The sequence below is a fragment of the Lamprobacter modestohalophilus genome, from assembly GCF_016583905.1.
In the GTDB taxonomy this organism is placed as follows: domain Bacteria; phylum Pseudomonadota; class Gammaproteobacteria; order Chromatiales; family Chromatiaceae; genus Lamprobacter; species Lamprobacter modestohalophilus.
In genome coordinates this window covers 182,129-198,253 of the sequence record NZ_NRRY01000003.1, presented here as the reverse complement: position 1 = coordinate 198,253, position 16,125 = coordinate 182,129, and the positions used below count along the sequence as shown (strand labels likewise).

Genomic DNA, 16,125 nt, shown 5'->3' with positions numbered 1-16,125 from the left:
ATGTTGGCAATCTTTGCCAAATATTGTCAAGCTGTGGATCTGGGCGCGGATGGCGTAGCACTCGCCGTCGAGCATGACATCGCCTCCACACGGGCCGTAGCCTTGGATGTCCCGCCCAAGGATGCCCCTGGCCTGGTAGCCAACGAAGGCCAGTTTGGCGCTGGCCCGTCCGGAATCCTGTACCATCATTAACATAACGCGACCGAACTACGCCTTGGCAGCGAGCGGCGCGCCTACCTGGCCTTCGCGTATCTCGCCTACGCCTTTCGCCAGCAACAGGCGCGCGATCATTTTGGCAGCCCAAATCTCATCGCCCGCCTCAATCTCCCGAACATGCGCCACCCGCGCAGCCAATGCCTCAAGGCACAACAACCTCGGTTCCTTCCAACACCTCACCCAGTTTCCCGGCCAACGCCGTCCTTGCACACTGGTAGCCGGCGGCAAGCAGATAGGGTAGCCGCCCGACGTGGTCGATGAGCAGCGACTGGTAGCCGTTAGCGCTCTGGGAATCGGGCGCGGGATAACGCAGCTCGTGACAGGAGCCAGTGACGCCTGTGGTGGATGTCGAGAGTCATGCGGTAAGACCAATCTTCGATGACAGGACCGGCAGGTCTAGGCCTGTGCGTGCTCTTGGGTGCGGCGCGCGGAAGTGAGCCGATCGTAGCGGGGAATTCGCGAGAGTTCCCCTTGCAGACGTTCACGGGCGAGTTCTGCGTCGTAATGCGCTTGCAGGGCGAGCCAGCCGTGTGCGTCGACATCGAAAAAGGCGCCTAAGCGTGTGGCGGTATCGGCGGTGATCGCCCTTTGCCCACGGACAATTTCGTTGATGCGGCGTCGGGGCACACCGATGGCTTGAGCCAAGGCATATTGACTGATACCGAGTGGTTCCAGCCAGTCCTTGAGCAGGATTTCTCCAGGATGCACCAGTGCGACTTCACGGTTCATATCGGTTGCTCTATTTAATGGTAATCGACGATTTCGACCTGCCATGGCGCGTTGTCTTCCCAACAGAAACACAGGCGCCATTGATCGTTAATGCGGATGCTGTACTGCCCGGCGCGATCACCCGTGAGTGCCTCGAGACGATTGCCGGGCGGACGACGCAAAAACGCCAAATTTGGCGCTGCATGAAGCTGCTGCAGCTTACGCATCGCGACCGACTCGAAAGGGACGAATCGCGCGATGCGTTTGCCGTAGAAAAAGGCTTCGGTATCACGGCAGCGAAACGACTGAATCATGTCGTGGAGCGTAACGCAAAAGGTTACGTTGGTCAAAGTCTATGGGCAGGCAGGCCCTTTGCAGGCAGCGAAGGGCAATGCACATGGCTCAACGGCAAGCAGGCATGCCCGCCGCCGAGATCAGCTAGGCCGGCCCCGGCAAAGCGCCTTGGGAGCTGGAGGCGGCGATCGCCGAGCGCAGCGGCCATACCGCTCATGTCGCGGTGCGCGTGAATCCAGATTTTGAACTCAAAAGCTCGGGCATGAAGTTGAGCGGCGGCCCCAAGGCCTTCGGTGTCGATGACGAGCGGGTGCCGGCGCTTCTCGATCCATCGGCTGGCTCACTATTGTTTGGACGTCGCCGAACTGCTGGGCACCGATCGCATCGTGCCCGTGGTGATCTTTCTGCGCGGCGGGCATTACGCGACCGAACTCCGCCTTGGCAGCGAGCGGCGCGCCTACCTGGCCTTCGCGTATCTCGCCTACGCCTTTCGCCAGCAACAGGCGCGCGATCATTTTGGCAGCCCCAATCTCATCGCCCGCCTCAATCTCCCGAACATGCGCCACCCGCGCAGCGAGCGGGTAGCGGTTTACGCCGAGGCCGTGCGCGGGGTGCTGGAAGTCGACATCTATGCGCACCTGAGCGAGGAAGAACGCATGATCTACCAACAAGAGCACGCGCCAGAAGCCGCCGCAATCAGCGGCTTTGCCGAGCGCTTTCTGCGCCAGGGTGCGGCCATTGGTGAAGCCCGCGGTGAAGCACGCGGCGAAGCACGCGGCGAAGCACGTTTACTACGGCAGCTATTAACAAAACGCTTCGGCAAGCCCTCCGAGTTGATCGAGAGGCGTCTTGAAACCGCCGACGCCGAGACGCTAGCCCTCTGGTTCGACCGCGCCTTAGAGGCCCGTGCGCTCGAGGACATCTTTTACGATTGACCGGAAGCGCCGCGCCCCACTCTGCAGCACCGGCAGGAGGAAACGATCAATCAGGTAGGCGTAACCCCAGCAATGACGCCGCAAACTGGCCATCAGCGCTCGAAAAAGACGCGCTGATATTGGGCTAAGTACCCGCCGATCCGATGAATCTGGGCGCGGATGCGTAGCGCTGGAGGTCTCGCCCGGGCTTACCCTGGTCTGGAAGCCAACGAAGGCCAGTTTGGCGCTTGCCCGTCGCGAATCCTGTACCATCATTAACAGTGCACGAGAGCCGGATACCCGTTCTGGTAGTTGACCATGCCGAGCAGTCACGACCAAAACTTCAAAAATCTGATCATCGACTACCCACGCCAAGCCATCGAGTTGTTCGCACCCGATGAGGCCGAGGGCCTCAGCGCGCCCGGCGTGCGCTATCTGCCAGTACGCGAAGAACAGCTCAAGGAGCGTCTCGGCGATCGGTTCCGCGAACTGGATACACCCCTGCTGGTGGAGTGGCCAGACAGACGGCGCGAAGCCCTGCTGTTTCTGTTCGAGGAAGAGACCAAAACCCGACGCTTCTCGATCCATCGGCTGGCTCACTATTGTCTGGATGTCGCCGAACTGCTGGGCACCGAGCGCATCGTGCCCGTGGTGATCTTCCTGCGCGGCGGACATTACGCCACCGAACTCCGCCTTGGCAGCGAGCGGCGCGCCTACCTGGCCTTCGCCTGTCTCGCCTACGCCTTTCGCCAGCAACAGGCGCGCGATCATTTTGGCAGCCCCAATCTCATCGCCCGCCTCAATCTGCCAAACATGCGCCACCCGCGCAGCGAGCGGGTAGCGGTTTACGCCGAGGCCGTACGCGGCCTGCTAGAACTGGAACCCGACCCCGAGCGGCAACTCAAATATCTCGACTTCGTCGACATCTATGCGCACTTGAGCGAGGAAGAACGCATGATCTACCAACAAGAGCACGCGCCGGAAGCCGCCGCAATCAGCGGCTTTGCCGAGCGCTTTCTGCGCCAGGGTGAAGCCATTGGTGAAGCACGCGGTGAAGCACGTTTACTACGGCAGCTATTAACAAAACGCTTCGGCGAGCCCTCCGAGTCGATCCACCAGCGTCTTGAAACTGCCGACGCCGAGACCCTAGCCCTCTGGTTCAACCGCGCCTTAGAGGCCCAAGCGCTCGAAGACATCTTTTGCGATGAACCAACCGCATGAAGCCGCACCGTCATACATATCGGACGCTGGCAACATTGCGATTGATAGCTACCTGGCCCGCCCTGCGGAAGCCGCGCCCGTCTGCAAAGCACTTGACTCCTGGTACAGAGAGCAGCAGCGCCACACGCCTCCACCTCTCGCGCCATCGCTCGATAACGAGCATCATCGATTAAGTCGCATAACGCCTAACCTTGCTGTACTTTAGCGCAGCATGCTGACCCCACGCCCCTGACACCCAGATTCTTTCTCCCGGTGACTAATTCCGCCTCCTCACCCAGCAGCAACCGCGCCGCAGTCGTACGAGTCGTACGGCCAGCTGCGGCAACCGACGCCGCGCGCTGGGACGAATACGTGACTGCGCATTCGCGCTCCACACCCTACCATCGCTGGGCCTGGAAGCAGGCGCTTGAGCAGGGTTACGGATTAGCAACGACCTACTACCTGGCGGAAAACCACACAGGTGACATCATCGGGGTTCTCCCCGCCGCGCGGATGCCGCATCCATTGCGGCGCGGCACCCCCTGGTCTATGCGATTGGACCAGACTTCTACCGTCTTTTCCACTCTCAAGAGTTGGGGCGCATCACTTTTGTTATTACCCTCTACATTGCTTTGGCTTTCGTATCGGAAACCTTGCAGCGGATGATCCCAATAACGCACATGCGTGACTATGCCTGGTCCCGCCTATCGGCACCATTCCAAAGGTCGGCCAAGTAAAGTATTGAGTTATCCGACACTTCTTCTACTAACATCACCCAACTCAACGCATCACATCAATCCGCGTCGCGAAACAAAAGCCGTTATGGCGCCGTGTATCGTCGATGATCACCATCACGTTCTTGTCGGTTGCCAAGGCGAGCTGAGCCTGATCCATGCTGCGATAGGCGGACACTTGGTCAGTAAAATCACCGGTACAACTAAACGTGACCCAGCGTCCCCCGCAGGCAGGTAAGGCCGCTTGAGGATCGACAGACAGTTGAGCCATGCAGCCGCCAAAACCGCCATCGTTATGGATTAAAGTCCGAGTGACTTTGCCGTTGATGACTGCGGTTCCAGCTAAGGTTGTGGATGCAATTAAGGCAGTGCTGAGGATGAGGCTTGATAAGACGAGTTTGTTCGACATAAGAGGTTCTCCTAACGGCTCAGTCGCCGGTACGCGCCGGGATTAGAATCCAGGGGTCAATGGTTTCATCGAGTACAGGCAGTGGTGGACCAATGTCTTGGACTTCAACTCCACTTCGCTGTGCGGTCTGTCTGAGGGAATCAGCGAGGGGATCAGCGTCCAATGGCTCCCCGATCTCAATGGGTTCTGAAGCACTATCTTCGATGGCAATGCCTTCGAGGTCTCGAAGCTCTCCGATATCGATGCGTTCACTTGGCGCACTGGCATCGAGGACAACAAAGCCCGGCGGCTGTTGTCCAATAGACTGCGCTGGTGATGAACCGGATCGAATAGGAAGCCGGTTGTCTGTCATCGGGATCATAGCGCTATTACGTTCTGTCGACGAGAAAGACAGAGTTCGAGTTGCATCTACCTTAGCTAGCAGGGACTCTACACCCGCAGCCGACGTATCGGTAATATCGTTAATTTCTTTCACAGTGATAGGGTCGCGAAAAAGCAAAACCACGGCGCTCAGCGACACAGCAGCAATCAGCACGGCAGTCGAGATGCGAATCATCGTACTCTCCTGATATTCGTGAAATTCGATGAGGATGGTGAGTTTATGTCGCTCTCTGCCTCAGCACCTGTGCAGGATTACCAGAGACGATGCTGTATTCAGGCACCGGTTTGCTCACAACAGAACCAGCACCAACAACGCAACCATTGCCGATGTCCGCCATGACCAATGCGCCATTGCCAATCCAGCAGTCTTCGCCGACCACAATACGGTCAAATCGCCCTCCTTGGTCCTTGATAGGCGTCTCTAGATCCTCAAAACAGTGTTGGCCCTTTCCGCTCATCAAGTGGACACCACTACCTAGCAACGTATTTTTTCCTATCCGACAACTGCCAATGTTGCACTGCGGCCCAACATAAACACCATCCTCTATGATTGTTTCCCGTTGAGCAAACAGCGCACCGAAGCCAATATAGATAGAGTCAGCGCACACGGGTAAGACCCACCGATAAAACCCAACGCGTAGATAACTGCCAGTTTTGCCAGGCAGCAAACTGAGCAACTGACTAAAGGCTGAGAACAATGCGTCTTTGTCACCAACCACACCCAGCATACGATATAACAAAACGAGTGGCAGCATGAGAGTCAAAGCCGCAGATCTAAGAATGTGTTTTAGACTGTTTTTCGCCATTTATTGCTCAGCCTGCCTAATCGATCACAAAGACTAACACTTTAGTACGGGTTATAGATGCTGTAGAATGTTGTAGGCAGGGATCATTGCGCAATCACAGACCACCACCAAGTAGGCCTCGACAAAACCATTGTAGGATCAATAGGTGGCTTCGATTGTCTCTCAACAGAGTAGACCAACAGTAATGGCTGCCTCTCAAAACGACTCTGAGTAGTGTCAACACTCCCGAACAACAAATAAAGATTGGAACTTTCCGGCACATAGGCAGCGCCGATAATGAGTGGCGAACCACGATTTTGTCCGTCAAATACCGGCATCAACCCATAATCAACGGGCCGTAACTCGCCTGGCAAACGCGAATCGCTGCGCGCTGCGGCGACATCATTAAGATCATAACGCCAAAAATAGTTGTAATAGTCGTCATGTTCTCGCGCACAAGGACCACCACACTGATTACCATTATCCTGGGTAATCTTGTAGCCGATACCACTGAAATGCCCGCCAGAGGTGCCAATCACGAGATAATCTGAACTACCTTGAGGCACAAAACCTAGATACGCATTCGAAAGCTCTGTCCATAATGTATTATTTCCTGACTCGTTATATGGATCTTCACTCAGAGGCAAGCTTAATGAATAATCAATGAGAGGCGTTGTCTCAATCAGACCGCCGTCTTCAAGTGTTGATACTGACGCCGGGTCCCAAATGAAAAGTGATGGGCCAATACTAAGGCATGAGTTAATCGGAATATTGCTCGCGTACCCAGTCAAATACGGCCCCCCGAGATTTGCCTCCCAAGCATCAGAAAGTGGTTGCATCCACCCTGCCGCGTGCCTGCGTCCCCCCATCTGAAAGTATCCAGCCTGCTCTGATCTATCGATATCGAACGCATCACCAAAAACGACCGTCGTGTTTCGGTTATTGCAGTTCGCATCATAGTAATTAGTTACGTTGACATATAATCGCCCATCGATCTCTTGCAAGCCAGTGACTCTACCCGGATTCCCTTCAAGCATGACTGGTGGTTCAATCTTAACGAAAGGTTGTGAATTTGGAGCAATCGGTAAGACGCCGATATCGAAAGATTGGACAGGCTGCGGCAGATCAAAAGCCCCCACACTGAAGTGGTGGGCATGACCCGCTATCCAAATGGTCTGCGAGGCTTCATCTACCGTAATAGCACCGACGGTATAGGCAACACGACTGCTGCCAAATGTTCCAGCTTCAAGCCGGATACCGCCCTTATATACGAGCTTATACTTACCACCAACCGGATAGACGTAGTCAACCGCTGCATCGAGCCCGCTGCTGACAAAAAATAGAGCCAAAAAAGAGACTAATATCGCTGTGGATAAGGGGAGTCTACTCATAAGTCTGATCCAAGAAATTGTATTTGCCTCAGAAATAGATATCGGTGAAGCGTTGCTAAAGACCGGTTGTGCATCTCCTGCCGCTCCAAATTCCTTACCCTCGACACAGGATGTTGGAGTGCAACTCACCTTGTGATAAGTTACCATTCATCAGATATCAAAGCCGGACTTCTATCACGTTCCCCCAATGTCAAGGCGAATGTGTCAACATACCGCTCCGACCGTTGCGCAAGATCAATGAGTAAACTCAAAAACGTATCCTTGTCTTTATTTTTCAAGTTTTTGCAACATAAAACGGTAGAAGATGCTTTAGTCTCTTTGATTCAACGTGCCACAAGGAAGCCCAGCCTGTCCCAAAACTATACCAATCCGTATCTTGACACAAGCAACCAAATACAACCAAACAACCAAGATCGGGCGATTTTTATTACAGGCCGGTTTAGAAGCGGCTCAACATTACTTTGGAATATATTCCGCCAAATTCCCTTATTCACGTCCTACTACGAACCATTTAACGAAAGACGCTGGTTTGATACTGCAGGCCGGGGCAGTAAGGTCGACAAAACACATCTTGGTGTCGAAGATTATTGGACGGAATACAATGGACTAGCGAATCTAGACAAATATTACGATGAAAACTGGATATCAGAAAACTTATTTATGGACTCGGCAACTGTACTGCCAGCAATGGAAGCATATATCCAAGAATTGATATCTCACGCGAAAGGAATGCCAGTCCTACAGTTTAACCGCATTGACTTCCGCTTGCCCTGGCTTCGCAGCCATTTCCCCTCAGCCAGTATCTTACACATCTATCGACACCCAAGAAATCAGTTTTGTTCCTGTATAGGAACGCAAAACACAAACAAAGACAGTGTAGTGAAAAAATTTCACGATGGTTTTTACCTTAATCTATGGTGCGAAGACCTAAAGAAACAATACCCGTTCCTAGCAAAAAAGATTACCCCCCACCCCTACATGCGCTTCTATTACTTGTGGAAGCTATCCTATATATTCGGCAAAGAATACGCTGATTACTCGATTTGTTTCGAGACACTTTGCCAAGAACCTGAAACCATACTCAAAGAAACATTTCAGGCTCTGAAACTGACTCCTGAGATTCCATCAAAATGTCTTGAGTTAATCGTGCAGCAAGATCAGACAAAATGGACACGCTTTGCGGACGATCAGTGGTTCAGCGAGATCGAACAACACTGCGAAAGACAACTCGATCAATATTTCCCTGTACGCTGACAAAGACGTAAAACTCAAATTGGTAATATCATGATGGCGCTTCACAACCCTATGATCAAAATGCGGCCACCCTTCACCATGGTCGTAACAGGATTACTTCACCTCTTCACCAGTTTACTATGTTTGATGCTAGCGCTACCAACCAACAGTGTCGCATCAACCACCACGGTACAAGACACAAACAGTTTACAAGCAGCGATCCAGCGTGCCAACAAAGGTGAAATAGATACAATTTATCTTGCAGCAGGATTTTATCCACTCACACAGCGACTGAGGCTAGAACGGAATGGCATTGCTCTCTTAGGGCAAACGGGTAGGCCGAGCGACGTCGTACTCATCGGCTCCGGCATGGTAAAAACTGCCATGCCTGAAATTCTGATCGATGTCGCAGCTAGCCAAATAACAATAAGCGGCCTTACTCTAAAAGAAAGCAGTAACCACTTAATACAAGTGCGTGCAGAGCTCGGGGTAAGTGATTTCTCACTAACGAACGCTGTCTTACAAGATAGTTACGAACAGTTATTAAAGGTGAGCGGTCAAAGAGGAAAAACAGCTGCTATCTCCTTAAATGGCCTGATCGAAAACTGCGTCTTTGAGTATACCGACAAAGTAGGCCCGAATTATTATATTGGTGGTATTGATGCCCACCGTGTCCATGGATGGCGAATAATCAACAATACCTTCCGCAACATCGCCAGTCCATCGAAGTATGTCGCACAGTATGCGATTCACTTATGGAACAATAGTGTTGAGAATATTGTCTCTGGCAATACGATCATAGACTCAGACCGCGGCATCGGTTTTGGTATGGGAGACATGCCAAACACTCAAGCAGGTGGACTGATCATGAATAATGTCATTGTGCATACGAATAACAACAACAAATTCTCCGATGTAGGTATATCCCTAGAAAGCACGCCGCTCACACAAATTTCAAGAAACGTTATTTTTTTCACTCACTCTTACCCAAATGCTATTGAGTACCGCTTTCCTGCAACCATCGACACACTAATAGAGAAAAATGTGACCAACAGAAGAATTTCTTCTCGTGATGGTGGAAGCGCTGCACTTTACAACAACCATCAGTCTGGCAGTTTATTGGGCGGTTTTTTATTTCTAATAAACCAACTTTCACAATACTTTCATTAGTTTGCCGGCAACACTATGGATTTGGGCGCCAATTCGTGTATTCTTTGCAAATATTATTATTACTATCAACAGGCTTATATAGACAATGGCAAAGGCTAGCCCCCCAAACAAAAGCTCAGCAATCAAGCCGCTAACCCCAGTCAACCTAGCGAACGAGTTAAAGTAATTCACCATCACAACAGACTGTTCAACACTGATCACTGAGGCTATCGCAACCAAAGTCCCACCAGCAAATATTTCAAGAAGCAAACCAACCCGTTGACGAAAAATAAAAACAATAAACGAACTTGTCGTAATAAACCCGGCTAAAACCCGAGAAGTAGCGAGAGCCTCGACCCCTCCATACAACTCGAGTGCCAACGTAAGCGCAATTAAAACGGAACCCAAGGCAATAAGATCAAAAATAAAAAGTGAACGTAATTTTTCTGTTGCGATAATGACTAATTCTAGAACGTACACCGCTCCCCAGTAAACAAGCAACCAAATCAGGATTGAAAACAGCTGACCAGCTATTGCCCATTGCGAACCCAACACTAACGCAGTTATCTCAGCACCATAAGCAGACATAAAAAAAGCAATTGGTAAAGTAAAGATTAAAGTGATCAAAATGGTGGATGCTACTTGTTGCAAAAAATAGCAGTCATTCTTAGCCGTCTCCCTGAATGCCGACAAAACTGGCTCAATAGCAGGTGCGAGCAGGTAATGCCCAGGCATCATAGCTAGATCTCGAGAAAGATAATACTGACCAAGAGTATCCGCTGGATAATGACGTGATACGAACACAGTATCAATCTGAGAGCGAAGGTAGCCAATAATATTCCGCGCAATCATCCAAGACGAAAATCCAAGCTGCTTCCGCCAAGCAATAATAGTCATATGTGGACGCTTACCAAACCAAATATAGCTTAGCAAAACCCCTGCTGTAGATGAAATCAAGTCAGCTAGTATGAAGGCCCAATAGTTCCGCAAAACCAATGCTGTACTAATCACAACACCAAATGCGACCAATTTTTCCGTAAGGGCTAACCAGAACAACCCTTCATAGCGGATATGTCGTTTCTGTTGTAGCAGTGACGGTGACTTTAACGCTATCACTGGCAATACCAACGCTGACACTGCAATGCCTAACGTGATATCAGGCTGCCGCATTAAATCCGCTATCCACGGTGCAAGCAATACCAAAATAACAAAGATCAAGCATTTTAGTAAAAGATTTATCGTCCATGCAGTCTGTAGATCTACAGACAACAGTCGCCGCTTCTGCATGACATACTGTTCTGTCGCCGCATTACCAAATACGTCAAAAAAATAAAGAACAATACTAATCGCTGCGATTAGGCCAAAGTCTTCTGGTGTTAGCAATCTCGCTAAGATCAGTGTGCTGGCAAAGCCAATAACCTTGCCAAACATTTTCGAAGAGGCTGAAAGTAGGCTGCCTCTTGTGAGTAGCCGAACAGCACTCACTGAGAGAAGTGACCTCGGGCTTTTTCTACATGGCGAACCCAACTGAAATGTTGCAACACATGCTCCCTCGGTGCGTTTTGGTCTGGAATTAACGGCTGCAGGCCCAACAAAGGTAAAAGCTCATCAACCAAACGATCTGGTGATGTGCAGTCAATAAGGAAACCGGTTTCACCGACAATCATGGTCTCAGCAGTACCGCCAGACCTTCCAGCGATGACGGGTTTGCCACAGGCTTGAGCCTCAACCAGCACCATACCAAAACCTTCGATATCATTACCAATAGTGCGATTAGGCAAAATAACGAGATCACATTGTTGATAGCACTGTACCAACTGCTCATCAGACATTTTTGGATAAATTTTGACGTTTTCTGATAAGTCATTGCTATCGATTAAGTCTTGAAGCTCATCATAGCAATCCCCTTGCCCTACAATCGCATAAAAGAGGTCAGGAAAACGCTTCAAGAGGCTAGGCATCGCCTTAATAAGAAAGTCTTGTCCTTTCCGTCTCTGTAATCTTCCCACCGTGAGCAGTACACGCTTTTGGCTCCAACCAAGTCGCTCTTGAATATCAATATCAGTGGGTGCAGGTACAAAACGCTCCAAATCAACGCCAGGATGTAGCAGGTAGCACTTATCAGAATCCGAATATCCTAGTTTTTCGACTAGATTAATCGTATTTTGGCTATTACAGATTAAGCTCAGTGCTTTTCGACACACCTCCCTAACTAAAAGCGACTGCTCACGACTCGTTGCCGCTGATTCTACATCTTCACCGTGGACATAACAGCGGTACCTGATGGTTGTGACTAGATTAAGTATTCGTGCAATCACTCCCTCAGGTATTACCCGCCCGCAATGTACTTCTTCTATGTTTCGTGCCTTTATGATTTTGAACAGTGCCCAGGTTGATCTGATATAGAATGCTAATCCAGTTAGGCTTTTTAGACCCCACTCAGTACTGCTGAGTGGTAATCGCTCTATTAGAATACTATGAATTGCATCCCACTCCCTTCCGCCTTTAGTATTGTTAGCAATGACCAGTACTTTATTTGTTGGCAGCCGGGAATAGAGTTCCCAAAACCAACGGCTGCTACCACCTTGTTTAGGTGGGAAATTTTCAGTCAGGAGGAGTGTCTTTTTCATCTCATGTCTCCTTTTATCAACTTAGTCTTAACTTATACATGTGTAACCATAACCTGACTGTAGTTATTCGTTGCTAGCAGACAGACTTATTTTCTGACAGTGGGTGCAAAATGCCGAGCAAGGCTCTAATTGATAGATTCTCTATTTTGCCATCGATTTTCACTCGGCAATCATGCGGCGACCGGCAAGGCATTATAATCGTTGGCGGCCTGATCGCTGTAAAGGCGCGTCTACTCGCTGTGAATGCATAAGACCATGGAGCACCTGACCAAGCGCCATTTTCACACTGGCGCGGCGCTGTTAGGGAGGGTCCTCGAGCATCTCGGCGGCTTCCCAGAGGTAGCCGGTAAAATGGATGAAGCCGATAATATCGGTAACATCCTCGCCAAGGGTGGTGGGTGGAGGCGGCCTGCCAATGTTAGTGCTGCCCATAAAAGAGCATCACCGCTGGATGCGCGCCGCCGGGTTTGCGCAGCGTGTTTTGCTGCTGCAACCACGCGAAGATGAGTCGGATTTGTTCGCCGTTGTAGCCCTCGGCATCGGGGATCAGAACGGCACGCATGGCTTTGTTCATCGGCTTCAGACGGGCCGTCGGCGGTGGCATTAGCGCGGAGGGCTCGGCAAACAGCGCCTTGAGCACCGAGCCCATGGTGCGCACGTTTGCGGTGTTGCTGAAGTCGCTGCCAAACAGGGCCTTCTTCTTCATGCCGCCGACCCCGTGGATCTCGTTTGCTCGCATCGCCAACCCTTTGCCATCGACTGTGTTGACCACGAGGGTGTTGGCTGACGCGGGCTCGGGCGGTGGATGCTACGCCCAAAACGCGTCGATAGAGGTGCTCAACTCGGCCTGCTGAGGTTCGAGCGTCTGCACCGATTGATTCACCTCGTGCACGCGCACGAGCAGCTTGCTGGTCTGAGCGTAGGGCTGCTCGATCATCCGCTGCTCATTCCATGGCTGCAGCAGAAATGTGATGGTCATTCCATTACTGAGACTACATTGTTACTTGGAAAGTCGCGTACATTTGAAGCCATTGCAGGAAAACATTTGTAGCATAGGCTCAACCTTTTCCTGTGGGCATAGCAGTAAGTTGGGAGAGTCCGCCACGGGCTCAATTCTTTCCAGTTCTCGGAGTTGGTCATTTGTGAGGGCGAAGCCCATGTACCCCTCTGCCTCAAGCAACTTCTCATACCCATTTTCGGCGCTTCGCTGCAGCATTTCGATAGCAATTATCGGCCTGAGACGACGCAGGGTTTCGATCGAACCCATGACAAGGGTCTCCTCAGCACCCTCTACGTCTGCCTTTATCAATAGGCGCGATCCTGACGATAAAGTGTTGCACACTGCATCTATAGTCACCGTTGCCACATCAACAGAATATTCATGCTGTTCGCGGAAGTTACGATTAAGTGACGCGCTGGTCTCTATTGACTTGCGACGATCTAAAGGAATATACAGGGTGGCGTTGCCTACAGACTCCGCTACGGCCAATCGTCTCACGTCAATGCGATTGCAATTGCTGTTTAGTTCAACGTTATGTTCCAATGCGTTAACAATCTCAGGAACGGGCTCGAAGGCGTAGATTAATATATTCGGATCGCTTGCCGCAGCAATTAACGAATAAATTCCAGTATTTGCGCCAACGTCAAGGAGTAGGTCCGATGCGCGAGCCAATAATGCGACTAGCTTAGGCAGAGGTTGTTCAAACGCTTCGCCGCCATGCCAATGTACAGCGCGCGCAACCTGGTCTTTTCCTGATTGGCTGCTCATTCGAAACTCTATTTCATGGTCATGTTGTAACTTAATGACACCGACCACGATCTTAGGCACATAGCCGCACAGTTCATCTATGCGTCTTGCCAAGGTGAGTGCCCTGACTCTAGCCAGAATGACGCTAATTGGCCGTCCGATTAACGGGACAGATAAGATATTTCGTGTGAATTGCTTCAGCCACTTCATATTCAACTCATCAGTTCTGTGCGCGATGTCTGAATCGAGTACTTATACTTAATTTAAGATTACAGTATTCGCTTATTGGATTCTGATTGCATATTATCGAGTCTACTATAAGTCTCGATGGGTATAAACTTTTGATTTGTGCGTAGGGGGCAGTCAATCATCTCATAGTTTACACCTTTGGTTCCGATCATGAAGTTTGGCCAGTCTTCCGACGTCAGGGGTCTAAAGCGCTACATGCGTTGGCTCTGTGTAAGAGCATTGTAAGCTGCCGATCGTGCCGCCAAGAGATTGATTCGATGTTTTGCCATCGATTTGGTCACAGCCATCCAGTAGCGATCGGCATGACCTTATCATCATTGGCGGCCTGGCCGCCGTAGAGGCGGGTCATCTTGCTGTGGATGCGAAGACCCATAAACGGTTCCTACAACTCGCTGTGGGCTATGCTGCGCAACTGCAGCATGGTGTTGGCACCCGGTTCGGTCCAGTTCATCGCCACCCCATTGCCATACACGGTGTTCATCACTAGCCCACTTCAACCTCGTAGGTCGCCCGGGCGTCCTTACGCGACGATTCTAACGAAGCTGAACAGTTCATGCATCTCTATGATCAGTTGGGGGGCCGTGGCTATAGAGCATGGGCATGTTTAGACTGAAAAACGCGGTCCATAAAGCGGTGGCGGATCAAGCAGGATATTTAGCTTGATTAGACATCGCTATCGATTCCCGCCTGAACAAGAGCGCCGTACTTTCCACCCTAGCAGTGGAGCCACTCCAGCTTCGGCCGGAACGCTCGGCAGGTTGCAACCCCTGTCCGGCATCACCACCATTTATTTTCGCTTGCTTAACGTAAACGTTATACGCGCAAGCAGCGAACATGATAAGCCAGTAAAGAACCACAGCGCGCATCCGATCAAGGAAAGTGACGCTCACTAGATATGATAAGAGACATGCTTGTATTGCAAGGACTGTCAGGGCTCCACGAGAATCATCGCAGAACAGCGTTTGCCTCAAAGCCTTCTGCGTAACGCTAAACGCACTTAATATCATAATGACGAAAATTACAAGCCCTGGATATCCAACCTCAGAAAGTGTTTGAAACCAGGTCGAGTGAACTGCGCGATTTCTAGAAGATCCGGTATTGACAGTTTCCGGAATGTAGATAGCGGACATCGCAGGAAAAGCGCCACTTCCAAGCCCAAAAGGGTGATCCTTACTCATCTCAGCGGCTGCCATCCAAAAGAAGACACGTGTTGATCCAGTTTGTTGCTCCTCAGTGAGAGTTGCCTCTTCTTTCAATCCTAATATACGATTGAGGGCTGTCTCGTCGAATACTTGCACCAGGGCGAGCAGACCAAGCAATACAACTAACACGACTCGCATACGGCTGATCTTTAATTTTTTACCTAAGAGATAAACGCGCGTAATGTAGAAAGTAGCACCAGCGAAAAGGCCTAAGAATGCACCGCGACTGTTGACCAAAACCAAGGCGTTTACGATTAGCGCGCCTCGAATAACGATCAATATCCTGCGCCACCCTACGTGTATAAAGAAATAGTGCAATGCTAAGATGGCAGCAGGAACGATCAAGGCCGCTAAATCATTGACATCTGGAGAATCAATCACTCCAAAATTAGAAACGCGCTCGCCAGCGTTACGACCAACCTCTAACAAATAATAGCCCAGATAAGATGCTCCAAATACGTAGCCATAGAGATAATAATTAAGAGCAAGGGCATTAGAGCAGAGCTTGTAGGCGCAAGTAACAACGATCACAAGTTTAAAAAAATCATCAAAAGAATTCAGATGCGCGTCGGGTCGGACCGCCCAAAAATAGGTAAAGCCATACAACACAACAAGAATCCACATCCACCGCAGGGGAGCTGATCCAAGCACTGAGCTTTCCGTCGTCCGCCGACGATCAGCAATAGCTAAAACCAGTACGAGTACGGACATCCCAAACGAGTATGGCAAGTCAGGAACTTGCCAGTACCACCATCGGGTCCTGTGATGAAGAAAATAGACTGACTGATATCCAAGGAATGCGAACGCCGGCATATAAATGATTGACAGTACATAGGCCGAAAGTTGCGTTGCAAAAAACAAACCTATGCTAATCATTGAGCCC

At 50.6% G+C, this 16,125-nt stretch carries 17 protein-coding genes and 1 pseudogene; 5 read left to right on the top strand and 13 right to left on the bottom strand.

All coding sequences use genetic code 11. The annotated features are described in order from the left end of the window. Positions 1 to 612 precede the first annotated feature (612 nt). Both CKO42_RS03055 and CKO42_RS03050 read right to left on the bottom strand, forming a co-directional pair. A complete protein-coding gene (locus tag CKO42_RS03055; RefSeq protein WP_200238535.1) occupies positions 613 to 945 on the bottom strand; it encodes a HigA family addiction module antitoxin in 333 nt (110 codons plus the stop codon). A 14-nt stretch (positions 946 to 959) separates the two neighbouring features. Continuing rightward, a complete protein-coding gene (locus CKO42_RS03050) occupies positions 960 to 1,238 on the bottom strand; it encodes a type II toxin-antitoxin system RelE/ParE family toxin (protein WP_200239158.1) in 279 nt (92 codons plus the stop codon). A 128-nt stretch (positions 1,239 to 1,366) separates the two neighbouring features. On the opposite strand from CKO42_RS03050, the pseudogene CKO42_RS03045 reads away from it, so the two are divergent. The 3 genes and pseudogenes from CKO42_RS03045 to CKO42_RS03035 all read left to right on the top strand — a co-directional run. Next, a pseudogene (locus CKO42_RS03045) lies at positions 1,367 to 1,543 on the top strand (pyridoxal-dependent decarboxylase, exosortase A system-associated); the annotation flags it as partial. After that, a complete protein-coding gene (locus tag CKO42_RS03040; RefSeq protein ID WP_200239538.1) occupies positions 1,512 to 2,153 on the top strand; it encodes an RpnC/YadD family protein in 642 nt (213 codons plus the stop codon). The pseudogene CKO42_RS03045 and the gene CKO42_RS03040, both read left to right, overlap by 32 nt. A gap of 297 nt (positions 2,154 to 2,450) precedes the next feature. Beyond that, positions 2,451 to 3,353, top strand: coding sequence for an RpnC/YadD family protein (locus CKO42_RS03035; RefSeq protein WP_200238530.1), 903 nt, complete (start codon positions 2,451 to 2,453; stop codon positions 3,351 to 3,353). A gap of 759 nt (positions 3,354 to 4,112) precedes the next feature. Here the strand turns inward: CKO42_RS03035 and CKO42_RS03030 are convergent. From CKO42_RS03030 to CKO42_RS03015, 4 genes are all read right to left on the bottom strand, one after another. Further along, positions 4,113 to 4,475 (bottom strand): hypothetical protein, encoded by a 363-nt coding sequence (locus tag CKO42_RS03030; protein WP_200238525.1) that lies wholly within the window; start codon positions 4,473 to 4,475, stop codon positions 4,113 to 4,115. Positions 4,476 to 4,494: 19 nt separating this feature from the next. Continuing rightward, entirely contained in the window at positions 4,495 to 5,031 is a 537-nt protein-coding gene (locus CKO42_RS03025; protein ID WP_200238520.1) for a hypothetical protein, read from the bottom strand. A 43-nt stretch (positions 5,032 to 5,074) separates the two neighbouring features. Continuing rightward, a complete protein-coding gene (locus CKO42_RS03020) occupies positions 5,075 to 5,662 on the bottom strand; it encodes an acyltransferase (protein ID WP_200238516.1) in 588 nt (195 codons plus the stop codon). 83 nt (positions 5,663 to 5,745) lie between these two features. Beyond that, a complete protein-coding gene (locus tag CKO42_RS03015) occupies positions 5,746 to 7,032 on the bottom strand; it encodes a hypothetical protein (RefSeq protein WP_200238512.1) in 1,287 nt (428 codons plus the stop codon). Positions 7,033 to 7,269: 237 nt separating this feature from the next. Between CKO42_RS03015 and CKO42_RS03010 the strand changes: the two genes are divergently transcribed. Together CKO42_RS03010 and CKO42_RS03005 are read left to right on the top strand one after the other, a co-directional pair. After that, positions 7,270 to 8,286 (top strand): sulfotransferase, encoded by a 1,017-nt coding sequence (locus tag CKO42_RS03010; RefSeq protein WP_200238508.1) that lies wholly within the window; start codon positions 7,270 to 7,272, stop codon positions 8,284 to 8,286. Between the two features lie 30 nt (positions 8,287 to 8,316). Next, positions 8,317 to 9,435: a right-handed parallel beta-helix repeat-containing protein gene (locus CKO42_RS03005; protein WP_207148638.1), complete on the top strand. Its 1,119-nt coding sequence runs from the start codon at positions 8,317 to 8,319 to the stop codon at positions 9,433 to 9,435. On the opposite strand, the gene CKO42_RS03000 is transcribed toward CKO42_RS03005, so the two are convergent. From CKO42_RS03000 to CKO42_RS02975, 7 genes are all read right to left on the bottom strand, one after another. Continuing rightward, the gene (locus tag CKO42_RS03000; protein ID WP_338034833.1) at positions 9,418 to 10,899 is read right to left on the bottom strand and encodes an oligosaccharide flippase family protein; all 1,482 of its coding nucleotides are present in this window, start codon (positions 10,897 to 10,899) and stop codon (positions 9,418 to 9,420) included. The two genes, CKO42_RS03005 and CKO42_RS03000, sit on opposite strands and share 18 nt — an antisense overlap. Next, positions 10,896 to 12,044, bottom strand: a complete 1,149-nt coding sequence (locus CKO42_RS02995) for a glycosyltransferase family 4 protein (protein WP_200238496.1) — start codon at positions 12,042 to 12,044, stop codon at positions 10,896 to 10,898. The genes CKO42_RS03000 and CKO42_RS02995 overlap by 4 nt, the downstream gene beginning before the upstream one ends. 300 nt (positions 12,045 to 12,344) lie before the next feature. After that, positions 12,345 to 12,476: a hypothetical protein gene (locus CKO42_RS27845; RefSeq protein WP_274608870.1), complete on the bottom strand. Its 132-nt coding sequence runs from the start codon at positions 12,474 to 12,476 to the stop codon at positions 12,345 to 12,347. Beyond that, a complete protein-coding gene (locus CKO42_RS02990; protein ID WP_200238492.1) occupies positions 12,463 to 12,789 on the bottom strand; it encodes a hypothetical protein in 327 nt (108 codons plus the stop codon). The genes CKO42_RS27845 and CKO42_RS02990 overlap by 14 nt, the downstream gene beginning before the upstream one ends. Positions 12,790 to 12,852: 63 nt before the next feature. Next, the gene (locus CKO42_RS02985) at positions 12,853 to 13,023 is read right to left on the bottom strand and encodes a hypothetical protein (protein ID WP_200238487.1); all 171 of its coding nucleotides are present in this window, start codon (positions 13,021 to 13,023) and stop codon (positions 12,853 to 12,855) included. A gap of 21 nt (positions 13,024 to 13,044) precedes the next feature. Next, positions 13,045 to 14,001, bottom strand: a complete 957-nt coding sequence (locus CKO42_RS02980) for an FkbM family methyltransferase (RefSeq protein ID WP_200238482.1) — start codon at positions 13,999 to 14,001, stop codon at positions 13,045 to 13,047. 680 nt (positions 14,002 to 14,681) lie between these two features. Continuing rightward, positions 14,682 to 16,118 (bottom strand): O-antigen ligase family protein, encoded by a 1,437-nt coding sequence (locus CKO42_RS02975; protein WP_200238477.1) that lies wholly within the window; start codon positions 16,116 to 16,118, stop codon positions 14,682 to 14,684. Positions 16,119 to 16,125 lie beyond the last annotated feature (7 nt).

Excerpts from the sequence above, each read along its gene's own strand:
- CKO42_RS03055 (WP_200238535.1), bottom strand. The coding sequence starts at position 945 with ATGAACCGTGAAGTCGCACTGGTGCATCCTGGAGAAATCCTGCTCAAG.
- CKO42_RS03050 (WP_200239158.1), bottom strand. The coding sequence starts at position 1,238 with ATGATTCAGTCGTTTCGCTGCCGTGATACCGAAGCCTTTTTCTACGGC.
- CKO42_RS03035 (WP_200238530.1), top strand. The coding sequence starts at position 2,451 with ATGCCGAGCAGTCACGACCAAAACTTCAAAAATCTGATCATCGACTAC.
- CKO42_RS03030 (WP_200238525.1), bottom strand. The coding sequence starts at position 4,475 with ATGTCGAACAAACTCGTCTTATCAAGCCTCATCCTCAGCACTGCCTTA.
- CKO42_RS03025 (WP_200238520.1), bottom strand. The coding sequence starts at position 5,031 with ATGATTCGCATCTCGACTGCCGTGCTGATTGCTGCTGTGTCGCTGAGC.
- CKO42_RS03020 (WP_200238516.1), bottom strand. The coding sequence starts at position 5,662 with ATGGCGAAAAACAGTCTAAAACACATTCTTAGATCTGCGGCTTTGACT.
- CKO42_RS03015 (WP_200238512.1), bottom strand. The coding sequence starts at position 7,032 with ATGAGTAGACTCCCCTTATCCACAGCGATATTAGTCTCTTTTTTGGCT.
- CKO42_RS03010 (WP_200238508.1), top strand. The coding sequence starts at position 7,270 with ATGAGTAAACTCAAAAACGTATCCTTGTCTTTATTTTTCAAGTTTTTG.
- CKO42_RS03005 (WP_207148638.1), top strand. The coding sequence starts at position 8,317 with ATGATGGCGCTTCACAACCCTATGATCAAAATGCGGCCACCCTTCACC.
- CKO42_RS02995 (WP_200238496.1), bottom strand. The coding sequence starts at position 12,044 with ATGAAAAAGACACTCCTCCTGACTGAAAATTTCCCACCTAAACAAGGT.
- CKO42_RS27845 (WP_274608870.1), bottom strand. The coding sequence starts at position 12,476 with ATGGGCAGCACTAACATTGGCAGGCCGCCTCCACCCACCACCCTTGGC.
- CKO42_RS02985 (WP_200238487.1), bottom strand. The coding sequence starts at position 13,023 with ATGACCATCACATTTCTGCTGCAGCCATGGAATGAGCAGCGGATGATC.
- CKO42_RS02980 (WP_200238482.1), bottom strand. The coding sequence starts at position 14,001 with ATGAAGTGGCTGAAGCAATTCACACGAAATATCTTATCTGTCCCGTTA.
- CKO42_RS02975 (WP_200238477.1), bottom strand. The coding sequence starts at position 16,118 with ATGATTAGCATAGGTTTGTTTTTTGCAACGCAACTTTCGGCCTATGTA.